Genomic DNA, 16,049 nt, shown 5'->3' on the forward strand with positions numbered 1-16,049 from the left:
TGGTCGTACGGAAGTCGCGGTGTGTACGACGCCCCCGGCGGGAGCACCGCGGCCGGACGAGAGCGGGTTGTGCGGATGCGTGGTGACGGGGACGGTTGGTCGCTCGGCCCGGACGGCCTGAAGCACTGGGGCCGCTTCGGTGCGGCGGGGTTGCTGCTGCGGGCGCCGCTGGCCGGCGGCGGTTCGGCGGTGCTGCTGCAGCACCGCGCGCTCTGGAGCCACCAGGGCGGCACCTGGGCGCTGCCCGGCGGCGCACGGGACAGCCACGAGACGAACGTGCACGCGGCCGTGCGCGAGGCGTGGGAGGAGGCGGGCATCCGCCCGGACGACGTCCGGGTGCGCGCCGAGCGGGTGACCGCCGAGGCCGCCAGCGGCTGGACCTACACCACCGTCGTCGCGGACGCGCCGTTCACCCTCGCCCTCACCGGGAACCGGGAGAGCACCGAGCTGGCCTGGGTGCCGGAGGACGACGTCGCCGACCGCCCGCTGCACCCCGGCTTCGCGCTGGCCTGGCCCGGGCTGCGGGCCGCCCCCGCGCGGATCGACCCGGCCGGGCTCACCGAGGACGACCGGCTGGCCAAGGCGCTGCCGCGCACCGTCGACCTGGCCGACCGCGGCTTCGTCTGGCTGCACGCCGAGCCCGCGGGCCCCGGCGAGTTCGCCCGGATCGTCGACCGGGACGCCGAGGCACGGGAATCCGCCGTCGCCGCGGCGGTGCCGCCCCCCGCCCCCGCCGTCTTCGCGCTCACCCGCTGCCAGGTGCTCTCCTGACCGCACGGCTCAGGCATCCGCCAGCAGCGCGGACTTGAGCGCCCGCGCGGCGGCCTCGGGGTCGTCGGCCGCGGTGATCGCGCGCACCACGACCACCCGCGACGCCCCCGCCGACAGCACCTCCGGCAGCCGCTCCGCGTCGATCCCGCCGATGGCGAACCAGGGCCGCGCGGGCGCGGCCTCGGCGGTCTCGCGCACCAGCTCCAGCCCGGCGGCCTCGCGCCCCGGCTTGGTGGGGGTGGCCCAGAGCGGGCCGGTGCAGAAGTAGTCGATGTGCTCGTCCAGCGCGGCCAGCCGGGCCTGGTCGCGGTCGTGGGTGGAGCGGCCGAGCACCACGTCGGGGCCGAGGATCTTCCTGGCGTACCAGGGCGGCAGGTCGTCCTGGCCCAGGTGCAGCACATCGGCACCGGCGGCCAGCGCGATATCGGCGCGGTCGTTCACCGCGAGCAGCGCGCCGTGCCTGCGGGTGGCGGCCTTGAGCTCGGCGAGCGCGCCCAGCTCCTGCTTGGCCTCCAGCGGGCCGAACTTCGCCTCGCCCGGCGAGCCCTTGTCCCGCAGCTGGATGATGTCGACCCCGCCCGCCAGCGCGGCCTCGGCGAAGCTCGCCAGGTCACCGCGCTCGCGGCGGGCGTCGGTGCAGAGGTAGAGCCGGGCGGTGCCGAGCCGGTCCCGCGGCGGAACGGGCCGGGCGGGGGTGATCGGCGGAACCGGGTGGCCGGGTTGCATGAACAAGGACGGTAGTCACCCCGCTCCCGCCCGTCGACCCGGCCTCGCTCGCGCGGCGGCCCGTGCGGGAACCGGGGGTGCTCCCCGCGCTACCGTGGATACGGACAAGGAGGCAGGTGGAGCGGATGCGGACTCTGGCCGTCGTCGGTGGCGGCGCCATCGGGCTCGCCGTGGCATGGCGGGCCGCCGAGGCCGGGTGGTCCGTCACCATCGCCGACCCGGAGATCGCCTCCGGCGCTTCGTGGGTGGCGGGCGGCATGCTCGCCCCGCTCTCCGAGGGCTGGCCCGGCGAGGAGCGGGTGCTCGGCTTCGGCGCCGCCGCGCTCGCGCGCTGGCCCGGCTTCGCCGACCGGCTCACCGCGCGCACCGGCATCCCGCTCTTCGTCGCCGAGCAGACGCTGACCGTCGCGCTGGACCAGGCCGACGCCGCCGACCTGCGCACCATCGCCGACTTCACCGCGGACCACGGCCACCGGCTGCAATTGCTCGACCGCGCCGGGGTGCGCGAGCACGAACCCGGGCTGGCCCGCACAGTGCGCGCCGGGCTGCTCGCCGGCGAACCCGCCATCGACAACCGCGCGCTGATCACCGCGCTGCGCGCCGCCGCCGAGATGGCGGGGGTCCGGGTCGACGCCGACCGGGTGGACGACCTCGCCGCGCTCGACGCCGATCGGGTGGTGCTCGCCGCGGGCGCCGCCTCCGCCCGGCTCTGGCCCGGCCTCCCGGTGCGCCCGGTCAAGGGCGAGATCCTCCGGCTGCGGCATCGCCCCGGAGCCGCCCCCGCGCCGAGCCGGGTGATCCGGGCCAGGGTGCACGGCCGCGCGCTCTACCTGGTGCCGCGCGGCGACGGGATCGTGGTCGGCGCCACCCAGTACGAGGCGGGCTTCGACACCGCCGTCACCGTGGGCGGGGTGCGCGATCTGATCGCCGACGCCGAGGCGGTCTTCCCGGCCATCGCCGAGTACGAGTTCGCCGAGGCGAGCGCCGGTTCCCGGCCGGGCACCCCGGACAACCTGCCGCTCATCGGCGCGCTGGACGACCGGGTGCTCGCCGCCACCGGGCACGGCCGCAACGGCATGCTCGCGGTGCCGCTCACCGCCGACGCGGTGCTCGCGCTACTCGACGGTGACCCGCTGCCGGAGGCCGCGGCCGCGGACCCGGGGCGGCTGCTCGCCCGGAGCACCACCGCAGATACAGGAGGAGTGCGATGACGACGTCCATCCCGATCGGGGTCACCGTGAACGGCGCCGATCACGAGTTCGCCGAGCCGCTCTCGGTGCGCGAGCTGCTGGACCGGCTGGAGCTGCCGACGCAGGGGGTCGCGCTCGCCGTCGACGGCGCGGTGTTCCCCAAGTCGCGCTGGGACGAGCCGGTCGGCCGCGGCTGGTCCATCGAGGTGCTGACGGCGGTCCAGGGTGGCTGAGCTGGCCACGCCGGAGGCCGCCGCGGTGCAGGCCGCGGAGTTCGAGCCGCTGCGCATCGCGGGCCGGGAGTTCGGCTCCCGGCTGGTGATGGGCACCGGCGGCGCCGAGAACCTGACCGTGCTGGAGGAGGCGCTGCTCGCCTCCGGCACCGAGCTCACCACGGTCGCCATGCGCCGGATCGACGCGGCGGGCGGCACCGGCGTGCTCGACCTGCTGAAGCGGCTCGGCATCGCCCCGCTGCCGAACACCGCGGGCTGCCGCACCGCCGCCGAGGCGGTGCTCACCGCGCAGCTCGCCGCCGAGGCGCTGGAGACCGACTGGGTGAAGCTGGAGGTGGTCGCCGACGAGCGCACCCTGCTCCCGGACCCGGTCGAGCTGCTGGACGCCGCCGAGCAGCTGGTCGACGCGGGCTTCACCGTGCTCCCCTACACCAGCGACGACCCGATCCTGGCGCGCCGGCTGGAGGAGGCGGGCTGCGCCGCGGTGATGCCGCTCGGCTCGCCGATCGGCACCGGCCTCGGCATCGGCAACCCGCACAATATCGAGATGATCGTGGCCGGGGCGGGGGTCCCGGTGATCCTGGACGCCGGCATCGGCACCGCCAGCGACGCCGCGCTCGCCATGGAGCTCGGCTGCTCGGCCGTGCTGCTCGCCACCGCGGTCACGCGGGCCAGGAAACCGGCGCTCATGGCCGCCGCCATGGCCGAGGCGGTGCGCTCCGGGTACGCCGCCCGGCTGGCCGGGCGCATCCCCAAGCGCTTCTGGGCGCAGGCCTCCTCGCCCGAGCTGTAATCCGGGCCGGGTCCTCCGCGAGGATGACGCGCGCCGCGACTTGCTGCCGACGCGCGGAGCACCCCCGGTGCGGAATGCTGGGGCAATGATCGAACTGAAGGGCCTGACCAAGCGGTACGGCCAGACGGTCGCGGTGCGGGATCTGACGTTCACCGTCCGGCCCGGGCAGGTGACCGGGTTCCTCGGGCCGAACGGTGCCGGCAAATCCACCACCATGCGGATGATCCTCGGACTCGACACCCCCACCTCGGGCACGGCGCTGGTGAAGGGGGTGCCGTACCGGGAGCTGAAGAACCCGCTGCGCACCGTCGGCGCGCTGCTCGACGCCAAGTGGGTGCACCCGAACCGCTCCGCGCGTTCGCACCTGCACTGGATGGCCGCCTCCAACGGCATCGGCAGGGACCGGGTGGAGGAGGTGCTGCGGCTGGTCGGCCTCTCCGAGGTGGCGAACAAGGCGGCGGGCGGCTTCTCGCTCGGCATGTCGCAGCGGCTCGGCCTGGCCGGGGCGCTGCTCGGCGACCCCGAGGTGCTGCTCTTCGACGAGCCGGTGAACGGCCTCGACCCGGAGGGCATCCTCTGGATCCGCCGCTTCATGCAGCGGCTGGCCGGCGAGGGCCGCACCGTGCTGGTCTCCAGCCACCTGCTCTCCGAGATGGCGCAGACCGCCGACCACCTGGTGGTGATCGGCCGCGGCGAGCTGATCTCGAACTCCAGCACGCAGGAGTTCATCGAGCGGGCCTCCGAGGCCACCGTCCGGGTGCGCAGCCCGCAGCTGGACCAGCTGCGCAGCCTGCTCACCTCGGCCGGGATGACGGTGCGCGAGGACGGCGCCGGTCAGGACGGCCCCGCGCTCGTGGTCGCCGGGGTCACCAGCGATGCCGTCGGCACGCTGGCCGGGGAGAACGCCATCACCCTCCTGGAGCTGGCGCCGCAGCGCGCCTCGCTGGAGGACGCCTTCATGCGGATGACCGGTGGCGCGGTCGAGTACCACGGCAGCGGAGTCGACCAGGTGATGGGAGGTGCGCTCTGATGGGCGTGCTGGCAGCGGAGCGGATCAAACTCACCTCGACCAGGTCGCCCTGGTGGTGCTCGGCGGTGATCGTGGCGCTCGGGCTCGGCCTCGCCGCGCTCTTCGCCCTGGTGGTGCGGACCTCGGCAGGTGACCCGGAGGCGGGCATGCCCGCGCTCGACGTCAGCACCGCGACCTCGGGGGTCACCGGCTTCGGGATCATGGTGCTGATGATCCTGGCGGCGCTCACCGTCACCAGCGAGTACCGCTTCGGCGTCATCAGGACCACCTTCCAGGCGGTGCCGAACCGGTACACGGTGCTGCTCACCAAGGCCGGGCTGGTCGGGGTGTACGGCGCGGTGCTGAGCACCCTCGTCGCCTTCGGCGCGGTCGCGGTGGCCAAGGTGGTCGGCGGCTCGGAGGCCACCGTCGCGCTCACCTTCGACGGCCAGTGGCGGGCGGTCTACGGCATCCCGATCTACGCCTTCCTCGCGGTGGTGCTCGCCGTCGGCGTCGGCGTGCTGGTCCGGCAGTCGGCCGCGGCGATCTCGCTGATCGTGCTCTGGTCGCTGCTGCTGGAGCCGCTGCTGAGTGCCTTCGGCAACTTCGGGCGTAATGTGGGACCCTTCCTGCCCTTCCAGAACATCAACCGGTTCCTGACCGTCGCCGAGGTCGGCGGCAACTGGCACTGGGGCGTGTGGGGCAGCCTGCTCTACTTCATCGCGTTCGTCGCGGTGGTCTACGTCGCCGCCCTGGTGTACGCGGACCGCAGGGACGCCTGAACCGCTAACAATCGGTTACTCCCGGAATGGGGGCGACCCCGGAGCCACCCGAGCCGACGTCCCTCGCCGCTCGGGTGCGGCCCCGGCCTCCCCGGAGGTCGTGGCCCCACATCGGCCGCCACTGCCCGGTGGTCGTTGTCGCCGGCCCGGTGTGGCACCAGCCACACCGGGCCCGGTGCGTCCATCGCCCTTTTCCGCCGTTGCGCTGCCGTTTTCCGGATACCTGTGACCTTCGGCCCCGCTTTCCCGGCAGGCCCTGCGATACCCTCGCACCGTGAGACCGACATCCGGCGGTGCCGATCCCGAGCCGGAGCCGGAGGCGGTGCCCGACCCCTCCGCGTTCGGCTACCGCGCGCGGCGCGAACGGCTGGCCGAGTTGATGAACTCCGCGAACCGGCGGCAGGAGATCATCGGCGCGCTGCGCCGGGCCAGGCACCAGCTACCGGGCGACCCGGCGTTCGGGGACCCGCTCTCGGTCACTGGCCCCGGCGGGCCGCGGGCCGTCGCCCGCGCCGCCGACCGGCTCGTCGGCGACACCCCGAGCGCGGCCCGCGAGGTCGGCTTCGGCGCGCTGCAGGTGTGGCAGGCCATGCTGGAGCGGGTCGGCCGCGGCCGGGGCAGCACCGAGGTCACGGTGCTCTTCACCGACCTGGTCGCCTTCTCCCGCTGGTCGCTCACCGCCGGTGACCAGGCCACGCTCGACCTGCTGCGCCGGGTCGCGCTGGCCATCGAGCCGCCGGTGGCGGAGCGCGGTGGGACGGTGGTGAAGCGGATGGGCGACGGCCTCATGGCCGTCTTCGACTCCCCGGACCAGGCGCTCGCCGCCGCCGTCGCCATGAAGCGCGCGCTCGGCGCCGTCGACTTCGGCGACTACCGCCCGCGCATGCGGATGGGGCTGCACACCGGCTCGCCCCGGGAGATCGGCGGCGACTGGCTCGGCGTCGACGTCACCATCGCGGCCAGGGTCATGGAGGCGGGCGGCAACGGGAACACCATGCTCTCCGAGGCCACCCTGCGCGCGCTGCAGCCGGAGACGCTGGAGCTGCTCGGCGGCAGCGTGAAGCCGTACCGCCGCGGGCTCTTCGCGGCGCCGCTGAGCGGGGTCCCGGAGGATCTGCGGCTCTTCGTGCTGAGCGTCGGCGAGCCGCGCCCGGGGGCGAGCGCCGCGCCGAAGGCTCGCAAGGGCACGGCGCCGAAGGCGAACGCGGCCAAGGCGGGCAAGCCCGCGCGGAACGGGCAGGCGCCTGCCGAGGGCGGGACCGCGCCGCGCGATCCCGCCCCGGCGAAACCCGCAGCCGCGGCCCCGCGACGGCCGAAGTCCGGCCGCAAGCGCGACTAGGAGCCGACCGTCGTCTGCTGATCCGCCGGTGGCGTGTACACCGAGGGATCGAGCGCGAGCGTCTGGAAGGTGTTGTCCGAACAGGTCACCCAGAGCTGGTTTCCGCGCCACGCGGGCGGCGAGAAGCACAGGTCCGCGGACTGATCCCCGGTCAGCCGATCGCTACGCACCCCGCTGAGCGCCTGCGCGGGATCGAAGACCCCGGCCGCGAGCGCCTGGATCAGCGCGCCGGAGTTCAGCAGCGGCACCCCGGCGATGGAGAAGAGCGACTGCGGCGAGTTCGCCCCGGCCGGCTGCCCGGTGCGCGCGGGCGGGTTGTAGTAGGCGATCTCCCGGACCGCGCCCGGGTCGCGCACGTCGAAAACCCGGATCCCGGAGGCCAGCCACCCGCAGGCCAGCGCGGTGGGGTCGCGCGGCCGGTCGGCGGCGCAGTAGTGCGCGTCGTAGGAGAAGAGCGAGCCGCCGAAGCTGGAGGCCAGCGCGGTGTCCTGGTTGGCCTGCAGGTTGATCTCCAGCTTGATGGAGTTCACCGGTCTCGGCTGCGCCGGATCGGCGACGTCGAAGATCTTCACCCCGCCGGACCCGGCCTCGTCCACCACGAAGAGGTGTGGCACCCCGCCGTAGGTCACCGGGACGGCGTGCTGGGTGGCGAAGCCGTCGGTCCAGCTGGTGGCCGAGAGCGTCGGCACCCGCGGGTCCGGGTCGCGGCGCTGCACCGCCGAGGTGTCGAGCACGGTGAGCCCGCCGAAGTTGTTGGCGAGGTAGAGCCGGTCGCCGTCCGGGCTGAAGCCGATGCCGTGCACCGAGAGCCCGGGCAGCCCCTGCCAGAGCACCCGCGGCTGCGCCGGGTCGGTCAGGTCGACGGCGCTGAGCAGCCCCGGCGCGGTGCCGGAGGACCAGTAGGTGCGGCCGTCGGGGGAGAAGCCGCCCTCGTGCGCGATGATCGGCAGCGGCTGCGTGGCGGCGGTGCCGGGCCCCGGGTTGAGCAGCCGCGGGTGCGCGCAGTCGGTGAGGTCGTAGACCGAGAGCAGCCCGGCCCCGGTGAGCAGCGGCACTCCCGCGCCGGCCAGGAGCTTGCGCCCCTCGTGCACCTTGAGCGATTCCCAGGTGCCTGCCAGCATGGCCGGTTCGGTCAGGGTGGCGGTGGGGACCGGGTTCGCCGGATCCGCGACATCGAGCACCTGCACGCCGGGGCTCGGGCCGGTGAGGCTGCCGGGGAAGAAGCTGCCGACGTAGACGCAGTGCTCGAAGGCGGCCGAGACGATGCCGCCGCCGGGGCCGTCGAAGCCGCCGATCCGGGTGATATTGCACCGGTATCCGGCGGCGCTGCGCCCGCTCGCCCGATCGGCGGCGGGCACCTCGCCCTGCAGCCCGGTCTCCGGCGTTGAGCCGGGGCCGCAGGCCGCCGGGGCGGCCGCGCGGTCCGCGACCGTCGCGATGTGCCGCACCGCGGCGGGCGGCTGGGCCGCCACCACCCCGACCGGCAGCAGCACCGCCCCGGCCAGCACCGCCGCCACCCTGCGCACCGTGCTCGATCCCATTACGCGCCCTCGATCCGAGATTCCGATTCTCGGAATGGTAGAACGATGTTTCCGATCAGTCGATGGAGCAGCCGGAGATCGGCTTGTCCGCGAGCCGGTCGAGCAGGTACGCGATCACGCTGTTCGGGCTGAAACCGTCGATGAGCTCCGGGCCGAAGTGGTTCGGGATGGTGAAGCCCGGCAGGATCGGCGGCAGCTCGTTGGTGCGGAATTCGACGGTGCCACCGAGGCCGCACCAGTCGTTCGCGAGCTGCTTGGCCTGGCCGTACGGCACGGTGTCGTCATTGCGCCCGCTGGTGATCAGCACCGGGGCGTGCGGCTTCAGGGTGCCCACCTTCAGCTCGGCGAGCACCGGGGCGGCCTCCGGCATGTCGGCCAGGTGCTCGCTCAGCGAGCGGCCGTCGACGGTGAGCGAATTGGTGCGCAGGAACGGGTGCCGGAAGATCAGGTCGCCGATGCAGGTCTCGCTGAGCGTGGCGAGCATGTTCTGGCCCGCCGGGCTGCTCACCCGCTCCAGCGCCCGCTGCAGGTCGGGGAAGCGGGCGAGCATGCCGTTGATGGCGTAGCCGATGGCGCCGCCGATCAGCGCGCCGTCGATCTGGTTCAGGATCGCCGAGAGGTCGGCGGTCGGGCCGCCGGCCCAGGTGCCCTTGAGGTTCAGCTCCGGCGCGTACTCCGGCAGCAGCTCGTTGGCGGCCGCGGTGGCCCCGCCGCCCTGCGAGTAGCCCCAGAGCACCAGCGGGGTCTCCGGGCCGACGCCGGCCAGGGAGTTGGCGGCGCGCGCGGCATCGAGCACCGCGTGGCCCTGCTCGAACCGGTTGCCGTAGGTGTGGATGCCGGGGGTGCCGAGCCCGATGTAGTCCGGGATCACCACGTTCGCGCCGAGCCCGGCCCAGGCCGCCGACGAGGGCAGCTCCTGGTTGGCCGAGATGCTCGGCGAGGGGTCGGCGAAGGCGGTGAGCCCGGTGGAGAAGGCCACCGACATGGCGCAGCGATCGGCCTGGCCCGAGGTGCCCGGCGCGATCACCACGGTCGGGCGCGGGCCCGGGCCGGCCCACGGTCCGGCGGCGGCGATGAAGGTGCCGGTGGTGGCGACCGGGGTGCCGTCCTGCAGCGTGCTGGTGTACATGATCAGCTCGCCCTTGCCCGGCCAGCCCTGCTCGGTCGGCAGGGTGGCGAAGAGCGAGAGCGGCTGGGTCTTGATGACCGCGCCCGGCTCGGCCGGGATCTGCGCGGGCGGGACGTAGAAGCCGCTCACCGGCTCGGCCGTCGCGGGGGCCGCCACCGCCGTGAGCCCGGCGGCACAGGCGAGCGCGAGCGCCGCCGCCGTCATCCGGCCCCGCCACCGCGGCTGCCGCTGCTGTCGATCCATCCCGAACTCTCCCTGGCCACCACCCCGGCCCCTTCGCCGGGATGTCCTCGGTCACCCCGCGGCCCGCGCTGTGCGACGGGTCACGATGTGGTCCGACTGGACAGTAACATGGTTACCTGAGAGTGAGTCTCGCCGGTGTCAATCCCGGCGGCGCGTTACCGGGGAGGTTTCCGCAGTTCATGGCGGAATAAGTCAGAGCGCCGGGCGACCGCTCGGTCCCGGTTTCGAGCGGACCGGTCGGAATCCGCCGTTTCGCGAACCGATCGCAGTAACCCCGTTACCGTGGATGCGGCACGCTTTCGCCCGAGCGCGACGCCCAGCCCCCAGTCCCGGTGCGTCGTCGCCCGTTCCTCGTCGAGGCGAATCGCGCGCGCCTTCGTGCCGCGCGGTCATGGTCGGGTGAGCTGCCGCCGGTGTGGCATCGAGAACGGATGGAACATGGCAGTACGATCCGCGAACCTGCCCGAACGTGGTTTCGGCACCTACTCACCGACCGAATGGCGAGCGCATGCCCGCCGATGCGAGCTCCGCTATCGATTAGTGGTGGTCGCGCCCGCCGTCGCCGAGGTGGTGCACCACCTCGGCGGCTGGCTCTTCGATATGCGGGCCTCCGGGTGGGAGGTGATCGTCCCCGTCTCCGACCCCGCCGCCGTGCGCCCCCTGGAAATCCTCGGTGCCGTCCCGCTCGACCTGGAGCACTGGCCCGCCGCCGCGGTCAGGGAGATCCGGCCGGACGTGCTCGCCATCGCCGTCGACAGCTACCGCGCCGACATGGTGCCGCACCTCGGCGGCGGGCACTCCGAGACGGTGCTGTGGGGTGGACCGCCGCCCGACGAGCTCGGCCGCCGCATGCGGCCCGCTCGACATCGGGTGAGCGTTGCGGGGCGGGCCTTCAAGTCCTGCGCGCTGACCGCATCGGGGGTGCGCGGTGCGGGCGACGGGTGTACGGAGACGTTCTGGGCCGGTGCGGAGGTCACCGGGGCCCGGCGGTTGCTGGAGCTCGCTCCGGCGGGGTAGTTCGTCGCTCGGCGCGGCCCGTCGGACGGCGGGCCGCAGCCGGGCTTATATAAGTGAAGGCTGATAGACTTCGGCATCGTGCGATACACCACCTCGATCGAGATCGCCCTCCCCCGCGAGCGAGTCGCCCAACTCCTCGCCGACCCGGCGAACATCCCGAAATGGCTGCGCGGGGTAGTGGTGCACGAGCCGATCCGCGGCGAACACGGTCAGCTCGGCACCGAGTCGCGGGTGATCATGCGGCAGGGCTCGCGGGAGACGGAGTGCGTCGAGACGATCACCCGCCGCGAGCCGGTCGAGCTGCGCGATATCCCCGACGAGGTCACCGTGCACTTCGACCGCGAGATCGCTGGGCCGGGCATGTGGAGCGCCGTCCGCGACCGGCTCACCGTGGCCGGTCCGGAGACGACGCTCTGGGAGAGTGAGAGCGAGTATCGGTTCGACAGCAGGATCGTCCGACTGCTCGGGCGCCTGATGCCGGGTTCGTTCCGCAAGCAGTCGCGGCAGCACATGCAGGACTTCAAGGCCTTCGCCGAGCGGGGCCTTGACGTCCGCGACGCCTAACCCCAGACGAACGCCCCGACCCCCGCGAGCACCGCGCACACGCCGAGCGAAACCGCCAGCCACCGCTGCGTCTTCCACAGGGTGATCGCCCCGCCGAGCAGAAACCCGGCCAGCGCGAGAAGCAGGAGCACGGTGAGGTTCGAGGACACGACCGCAGCGTACCGAACCCAGTAACAAGCACGCGGGCTTGCTTTTTTATCGCCCCGGTGTCACCCTCGAACCGCTACGACGCTTGCACAGGAGGGCACCCGCGTGACCAGTCTCGCGGCCGACCCGGAGCTGCTCCGGATCGGCAACTGTTCCGGTTTCTACGGTGACCGCGCCGTCGCCATGCGGGAGATGCTCGACGGCGGCGGGCTCGACGTCCTCACCGGCGACTACCTGGCCGAGCTCACCATGCTCATCCTGGGCCGGGACCGGATGAAGGACCCCGCGCTCGGCTACGCCAAGACCTTCCTGCGCCAGGTCGAGGACTGTCTGGGGCTCGCCCTGGAGCAGAACGTGAAGCTGGTCGCCAACGCCGGTGGGCTGAACCCCGCCGGGCTCGCGGAGCAGCTGCGCGCGGTGGCGGAGCGGCTCGGCCTCCAGCCGAAGATCGCCTACGTCACCGGCGACGACCTGCTCGACCGCGCCGCCGAGCTCGGCCTCGGCACCCCGCTCACCGCCAATGCCTACCTGGGCGCCTGGGGGATCGCCGAGTGCCTGCGCGCGGGCGCCGACATCGTGGTGACCGGCCGGGTCACCGACGCGGCGCTGGTCGCCGGTCCGGCGGCGGCGCACTTCGGCTGGGGTGCCGGCGACTACGACGCCCTCGCGGGCGCGGTGGTGGCCGGGCACGTGATCGAGTGCGGCACCCAGGCGACCGGCGGCAACTTCGCCTTCTTCACCGAGATCGCCGACCTGGGCCGCCCCGGCTTCCCCATCGCGGAGCTGCGCCGGGACGGGAGCAGCGTGATCACCAAGCACGCGGGCACCGGCGGCGTCGTCACCGTGGACACCGTCGCGGCGCAGCTCGTCTACGAGATCCAGGGCGCGCGCTACGCCGGGCCGGACGTCACCACCCGGCTGGACAGCATCCGGCTGACCCAGGACGGTCCCGATCGGGTGCGAATCGACGAAGTACGCGGCGAGGCGCCGCCGCCCACCACCAAGGTCTCGCTGAACACCCTGGACGGCTTCCGCAACGAGATGACCTTCGTCCTCACCGGCCTCGATATCGAGGCCAAGGCCGAGCTCACGCGGCGGCAGCTGGAGTCCTGGCTGCCCACCCGCCCGGCCGAGCTGGAGTGGTCGCTGGCCCGGCTGGACCGGCCGGACGCCGACACCGAGGAGCGCGCCTCCGCGCTGCTGCGCTGCGTGGTGCGCGACCCCGACCCGAAGAAGGTCGGGCGCGCCTTCTCCTCCGTCGCGGTGGAGCTGGCGCTGGCGAGCTACCCCGGCTTCACCCTCACCTCGCCGCCCGGCAACGGCGCGCCCTACGGCGTCTTCACCCCCGGGTACGTGCCCGCCGAGGCGGTCAGGCACACCGCGGTGCTGCCGGACGGCGCGATCGTGCGGATCGGCGCCCCCGCCGCCACCCGCGACCTGCTCGAGGTCGCCGAACCCGAGCTGCCGGAGCCGCTGCCGACCTCCGCCACCGAGACGCTGCCGCTCGGCACGATCGCGCTGGCGCGCAGCGGCGACAAGGGCGGCAATGCCAATGTCGGCGTCTGGGTGCGCACCGAGGAGCAGTGGCGCTGGCTGGCGCACACGCTCACCGTCGACGCGCTGCGCGCCCTGCTCCCGGAGACCGCGGAGCTCCCGATCACCAGGACCGTCCTGCCGAACCTGCGCGCGCTGAACTTCGTCGTGCACGGCCTGCTCGGCAAGGGCGTCGCCTACCAGGCCCGATTCGATCCCCAGGCGAAGGGGCTCGGCGAATGGCTGCGGTCCCGGCACGTCGAGATTCCCACGGAGCTGCTGTGAACAATCCTTGGAACACCCCGGAGCGGCGCGAACTGCGCGGCACCGTCCGCGGTTTCGTCGAGCGGGAGGTGCTCCCGTTCCTCGACGACTGGGAGCGCGACGGCGAGCTCCCGCGCGAGTTGCACAAGAAGGCGGGCGCGCTCGGGCTGCTCGGCATCCAGTTCCCGGAGGCCGTCGGCGGCGCGGGTGGCGACGGCATCGATGCCGCGCTGGTCTGCGAGGAGATGCACTACGCGGGTGGCTCCGGCGGGCTCTTCGCCTCGCTCTTCACCTGCGGCATCGCGGTGCCGCACCTGGTCGCGGCCGGTGATCCGGAGCAGATCGAGCGGTGGGTGCGGCCGACGCTGGCCGGTGAGCTCATCGGCTCGCTCGCCATCACCGAGCCGGGCGGCGGCTCCGACGTCGGGCACCTGACCACCAGCGCGGTCCGGGACGGTGACCACTACATCGTCAATGGCGCCAAGACCTACATCACCTCCGGCTGCCGCGCCGACTACGTGGTCACCGCGGTGCGCACCGGCGGGCCGGGCGCGGGCGGGGTCTCGCTGCTGGTGGTGGAGAAGGGCACGCCCGGCTTCACGGTGAGCCGCAAGCTGGACAAGATGGGCTGGCGCGCCTCGGACACCGCCGAGCTCTCCTACGTGGACGTCCGGGTGCCGGTCGGCAACCTGGTCGGCCCGGAGAACAGCGGCTTCGCCCAGATCGCGCAGGCATTCGTGAGCGAGCGGGCCGGGCTGGCCGCGCAGGCCTACAGCCAGGCGCAGCGCTGCCTCGACCTCACGCTGCGGTGGTGCCGCGACCGGGAGACCTTCGGGCGGCCGCTGATCAGCAGGCAGGCGGTGCAGAACACGCTCGCCGAGATGGCCCGCCGCACCGACGTGGCCCGGGTCTACACCCGGCACGTGGTCGAGCGCGCCGCGGCGGGCGAGACCGACCTCATCGCCGAGGTCTGCTTCGCCAAGAACACCGCCGTGGAGGCGGGCGAGTGGGTCGCCAACCAGGCCGTTCAGCTCTTCGGCGGGCTCGGCTACATGCGCGAGGCCGAGGTCGAGCGGCAGTACCGTGATATCCGCATCCTCGGCATCGGTGGCGGCACCACCGAGATCCTCACCGCACTGGCCGCGAAGCGATTGGGGTACCAGTCATGACCGTGCTGCGCAGTACCGTCGACACCGCCGCGCCGGAGTACGAAGCGGCCGCCGCGGCGATGGAAGAGAAGTTGCTGGAGGTCGGCGCGGAGTTCGCCAAGGCCGTCGCGGGCGGCGGGCCGGACAAGCTGGCCAGGCACCGCAAGCGCGGCAAGCTCACCGCGCGCGAGCGCATCGAGCTGCTCATCGACGAGGACTCGCCGTTCCTGGAGCTCTGCGCGCTGGCGGGGTGGGGCAGCGAGTTCCACGTCGGCGGCAGCACCGTGGCCGGGATCGGGGTGGTCGAGGGCGTCGAGTGCATGATCGTGGCGCCGGACCCGACCGTGCGCGGCGGCACCTCGAATCCGTGGACGCTGCGGAAGACGCTGCGGGTCAACGACATCGTGCGGGAGAACCGGCTGCCGGTGATCTCGCTGGTCGAGTCCGGCGGCGCCGACCTGCCCACGCAGAAGGAGGTCTTCGTCCCCGGTGGGCGCATGTTCCGCGACCTCACCCGCGCCTCGGCGGCCGGAATTCCCACCATCGCGCTGGTCTTCGGCAACTCCACGGCGGGCGGGGCGTACATCCCCGGCATGTCCGACCACGTGGTCATGATCAAGGAGCGCTCCAAGGTCTTCCTCGGCGGGCCGCCGCTGGTGAAGATGGCGACCGGCGAGGAGTCGGACGACGAATCGCTCGGCGGCGCCGACATGCACGCCAGGGTCTCCGGGCTGGCCGACTACTACGCGGTGGACGAGCAGGACGCCATCCGGATCGGCCGCTCCATCGTCCGGCGGCTGAACTGGCGCAAGCAGGGCCCCGCGCCGCGCGCCGCGGTGCGCGAACCGCTCTTCGACGCCGAGGAGCTGCTCGGCATCGTCCCGCCCGACCTCAAGATCCCGTTCGACCCGCGCGAGGTGATCGCCAGGGTCGTGGACGGCTCGGAGTTCGACGAGTTCAAGCCGCTCTACGGATCGAGCCTGGTCACCGGCTGGGCCGAGCTGCACGGGTACCCGGTCGGCATTCTGGCGAACGCGCGCGGCGTGCTCTTCTCCGAAGAGTCGCAGAAGGCCACGCAGTTCATCCAGCTGGCGAATCGCAGCAACACCCCGCTGCTCTTCCTGCACAACACCACCGGCTACATGGTCGGGAAGGAGTACGAGCAGAAGGGCATCATCAAGCACGGCTCGATGATGATCAATGCCGTCTCCAACTCGACGGTGCCGCACATCTCGCTGCTCATGGGCGCCTCCTACGGGGCCGGGCACTACGGCATGTGCGGGCGCGCCTACGACCCGCGCTTCGTCTTCGCCTGGCCGAGCGCGAAATCCGCGGTCATGGGCGGGGCGCAGCTGGCCGGGGTGATCTCCATCGTGGGCCGGACCGCCGCCGAGGCGCGCGGGCAGGGCTTCGACGAGGAGGCCGACGCCGGGATGCGGGCCATGATCGAGGCGCAGATCGAGGCGGAGTCGCTGGCCATGTTCATGTCCGGGCGGCTCTACGACGACGGCGTGATCGACCCGCGCGATACCCGCACCGTGCTCGGCATGGCGCTCTCCGCCGTGCACACCGCACCGATCGAGGGCGCCGCGGGCTTCGGCGTCTTCCGGATGTAGGGGC

The 16,049-nt window shown here is 73.2% G+C and carries 15 protein-coding genes and 1 pseudogene; 12 read left to right on the top strand and 4 right to left on the bottom strand.

Translation table 11 applies throughout. The features are described 5' to 3' along the window. Positions 1-75: 75 nt before the first annotated feature. The gene (locus AB0H71_RS10640; protein ID WP_357017752.1) at positions 76-771 is read left to right on the top strand and encodes an NUDIX hydrolase; all 696 of its coding nucleotides are present in this window, start codon (positions 76-78) and stop codon (positions 769-771) included. A 9-nt stretch (positions 772-780) separates the two neighbouring features. Here the strand turns inward: AB0H71_RS10640 and thiE are convergent, their stop codons facing one another. Then, the gene (thiE, locus tag AB0H71_RS10645) at positions 781-1,497 is read right to left on the bottom strand and encodes a thiamine phosphate synthase (RefSeq protein WP_357017754.1); all 717 of its coding nucleotides are present in this window, start codon (positions 1,495-1,497) and stop codon (positions 781-783) included. Between the two features lie 125 nt (positions 1,498-1,622). On the opposite strand from thiE, the gene thiO reads away from it, so the two are divergent. The 6 genes and pseudogenes from thiO to AB0H71_RS10675 all read left to right on the top strand — a co-directional run. After that, complete coding sequence (gene thiO, locus AB0H71_RS10650; RefSeq protein WP_357017757.1) at positions 1,623-2,708, top strand: glycine oxidase ThiO; 1,086 nt, start codon at positions 1,623-1,625, stop codon at positions 2,706-2,708. After that, positions 2,705-2,920: a sulfur carrier protein ThiS gene (thiS, locus tag AB0H71_RS10655; protein ID WP_357017760.1), complete on the top strand. Its 216-nt coding sequence runs from the start codon at positions 2,705-2,707 to the stop codon at positions 2,918-2,920. The genes thiO and thiS overlap by 4 nt, the downstream gene beginning before the upstream one ends. Before the next feature lies 1 nt (position 2,921). After that, complete coding sequence (locus AB0H71_RS10660; protein ID WP_357018500.1) at positions 2,922-3,713, top strand: thiazole synthase; 792 nt, start codon at positions 2,922-2,924, stop codon at positions 3,711-3,713. An 85-nt stretch (positions 3,714-3,798) separates the two neighbouring features. After that, on the top strand, positions 3,799-4,743 hold the full coding sequence (locus AB0H71_RS10665) for an ATP-binding cassette domain-containing protein (RefSeq protein WP_357017763.1): 945 nt from the start codon (positions 3,799-3,801) through the stop codon (positions 4,741-4,743). After that, a complete protein-coding gene (locus AB0H71_RS10670) occupies positions 4,743-5,504 on the top strand; it encodes an ABC transporter permease (RefSeq protein WP_357017766.1) in 762 nt (253 codons plus the stop codon). Before AB0H71_RS10665 ends, AB0H71_RS10670 begins: the two co-directional genes overlap by 1 nt. A 379-nt stretch (positions 5,505-5,883) precedes the next feature. Further along, a pseudogene (locus AB0H71_RS10675) lies at positions 5,884-6,639 on the top strand (adenylate/guanylate cyclase domain-containing protein); the annotation flags it as partial. Positions 6,640-6,839: 200 nt separating this feature from the next. Here the strand turns inward: AB0H71_RS10675 and AB0H71_RS10680 are convergent. Then, positions 6,840-8,384, bottom strand: a complete 1,545-nt coding sequence (locus AB0H71_RS10680) for a hypothetical protein (protein ID WP_357017769.1) — start codon at positions 8,382-8,384, stop codon at positions 6,840-6,842. Positions 8,385-8,439: 55 nt separating this feature from the next. After that, positions 8,440-9,756: a lipase family protein gene (locus AB0H71_RS10685; RefSeq protein WP_357017772.1), complete on the bottom strand. Its 1,317-nt coding sequence runs from the start codon at positions 9,754-9,756 to the stop codon at positions 8,440-8,442. A gap of 543 nt (positions 9,757-10,299) precedes the next feature. Here AB0H71_RS10685 and AB0H71_RS10690 point away from each other — a divergent pair. Continuing rightward, complete coding sequence (locus tag AB0H71_RS10690) at positions 10,300-10,773, top strand: hypothetical protein (RefSeq protein WP_357017775.1); 474 nt, start codon at positions 10,300-10,302, stop codon at positions 10,771-10,773. Between the two features lie 78 nt (positions 10,774-10,851). Next, positions 10,852-11,337 (top strand): SRPBCC family protein, encoded by a 486-nt coding sequence (locus AB0H71_RS10695; protein WP_357017777.1) that lies wholly within the window; start codon positions 10,852-10,854, stop codon positions 11,335-11,337. On the opposite strand, the gene AB0H71_RS10700 is transcribed toward AB0H71_RS10695, so the two are convergent. After that, the gene (locus AB0H71_RS10700) at positions 11,334-11,486 is read right to left on the bottom strand and encodes a hypothetical protein (protein ID WP_357017780.1); all 153 of its coding nucleotides are present in this window, start codon (positions 11,484-11,486) and stop codon (positions 11,334-11,336) included. The two genes, AB0H71_RS10695 and AB0H71_RS10700, sit on opposite strands and share 4 nt — an antisense overlap. A 103-nt stretch (positions 11,487-11,589) precedes the next feature. Between AB0H71_RS10700 and AB0H71_RS10705 the strand changes: the two genes are divergently transcribed. From AB0H71_RS10705 to AB0H71_RS10715, 3 genes are read left to right on the top strand one after another with little or no spacing between them, the layout of a single operon-like run. Next, positions 11,590-13,302: an acyclic terpene utilization AtuA family protein gene (locus tag AB0H71_RS10705; RefSeq protein ID WP_357017783.1), complete on the top strand. Its 1,713-nt coding sequence runs from the start codon at positions 11,590-11,592 to the stop codon at positions 13,300-13,302. Continuing rightward, positions 13,257-14,450 carry an acyl-CoA dehydrogenase family protein gene (locus AB0H71_RS10710; RefSeq protein WP_357017786.1) on the top strand — a complete coding sequence of 398 codons (1,194 nt, stop codon included), beginning with the start codon at positions 13,257-13,259 and terminating at the stop codon, positions 14,448-14,450. The genes AB0H71_RS10705 and AB0H71_RS10710 overlap by 46 nt, the downstream gene beginning before the upstream one ends. Further along, positions 14,447-16,045, top strand: a complete 1,599-nt coding sequence (locus tag AB0H71_RS10715; protein ID WP_357017789.1) for a carboxyl transferase domain-containing protein — start codon at positions 14,447-14,449, stop codon at positions 16,043-16,045. Before AB0H71_RS10710 ends, AB0H71_RS10715 begins: the two co-directional genes overlap by 4 nt. Positions 16,046-16,049 lie beyond the last annotated feature (4 nt).

This window comes from Nocardia sp. NPDC050697 (genome assembly GCF_040654395.1).
GTDB lineage: Bacteria > Actinomycetota > Actinomycetes > Mycobacteriales > Mycobacteriaceae > Nocardia.